Origin of the sequence: Pseudoalteromonas sp. BSi20439 (assembly GCF_000241165.1) — a bacterium.
In the GTDB taxonomy this organism is placed as follows: Bacteria; Pseudomonadota; Gammaproteobacteria; order Enterobacterales; family Alteromonadaceae; genus Pseudoalteromonas.
Map to the genome: position 1 here is coordinate 1 of NZ_BADW01000108.1, position 1,347 is coordinate 1,347.

General features: G+C 36.6%; 1 protein-coding gene and 1 pseudogene. One reads left to right on the forward strand and one right to left on the reverse strand.

All coding sequences use genetic code 11. The annotated features are described in order from the left end of the window. Nucleotides 1–120: 120 nt before the first annotated feature. Nucleotides 121–761 (reverse strand): annotated as a pseudogene (locus P20439_RS10270) (TetR/AcrR family transcriptional regulator). A 377-nt stretch (nucleotides 762–1,138) separates the two neighbouring features. On the opposite strand from P20439_RS10270, the gene rmf reads away from it, so the two are divergent. After that, nucleotides 1,139–1,309: a ribosome modulation factor gene (gene rmf, locus P20439_RS10275; RefSeq protein WP_008114656.1), complete on the forward strand. Its 171-nt coding sequence runs from the start codon at nucleotides 1,139–1,141 to the stop codon at nucleotides 1,307–1,309. The last annotated feature ends 38 nt before the right edge of the window (nucleotides 1,310–1,347 follow it).

Here is a 1,347-nt window from a genome sequence, read left to right on the forward strand (position 1 = left end):
GGACAGCGCCTGTTTGGAATTGATGCTGCGTTATCGCCTATTTATGGGGAATAACCACACCACATAGGCTCTGCCTTGCCTAAATACCAAACAGACTGCTGCAAATTTAACCTTGAAAGATCAACAGACCCTAAGTAATGCGCGTAAAAACATTTCTGTGTATAAAGTCAGTGGCTTACTTGATTGGGTTAGTTTAGCTCGCATTACTGCGCCTTCCCAACCCACCCAAAAATATTCACTCATTTGTGAAGTATCAATATCAGCTTTGATAGAGTGTTGCTGTTGAGCCAAGTCTAAGCACTGTGTTAACTGTGCTTGCCAGGCATTGTAGCTTTGCATCAAACGGGCGTTAAATTCGTCACTTAAATGATTGAGTTCTTGGTTTAAATTTCCTACCAAACAACCGCGTTTGTAATCATATTTTTGCATACCAGCTATAGCACTTTGGGTAAAGTTAACTATGCGCTCTAGGGGCGGTACTTTAGGTTGTTCTAAATAAAACTTAAGTTTAGCTATAAAAAACGCGTCATACGCATCAACTAGAGCTAAGCCAAATGCTTCTTTACTTTTAAAGTAATGATAAAACGAGCCCTTAGGAACTTTAGCTTTTTTAATATGGTGTCGAGCCCTGTGGCACTAAAGCCAAACTCAGTGAGGGTTTCTAATCCCACACGCAAAAGCAACGCTTTAGTATCTGCGTTGTCTCTGGCTATTTTAGGTGGGCGGCCACGCCTAGTTGTAACTGCTGATATTTTGTTCATGGCTTATATTAGACCGATCGGTTTTAATTAATCAAGTGTTTATTTGCAATATTTTTAAAACAGCGATGTTAGTTTATTTTTCGATTACAAATTAATTGGGAACTTAGGCTAATTTATCGCGTCATATAAATGGTACATAAGTACAAAACCAAAAATTTTTGAGGTGTATGTTTTAGCCATTTTATTGCTGCGATTAAACAATAAATCACGCAATAAAAGTTTTTTAATGTTAATTCATTTTTGCATCAGCAGCTTAGTTAAAGTCAAACAAATTAATTGCTTTTACAGTTTGAATTAAACATTTTTATTAGCTATTTATTAAATGTAGATGAAATTAATGCTACAAAAATATAAATATAAAGGTGAGGATTTTACCGATGAAGAGACAGAAAAGAGATCGTTTAGAAAGAGCTCATTCTCAAGGTTTTAAAGCAGGTTTAGCTGGTCGCTCTAAAGAGCACTGCCCTTATCAACAAGTTGATCCTAAGTCTGAGTGGCTTGGTGGTTGGCGCGAGGCAATAGAAAATCGCAATATGTATAAAACATAAACTCATAACGAATTAAAGCAAAAAGGCCTCCAAATGGA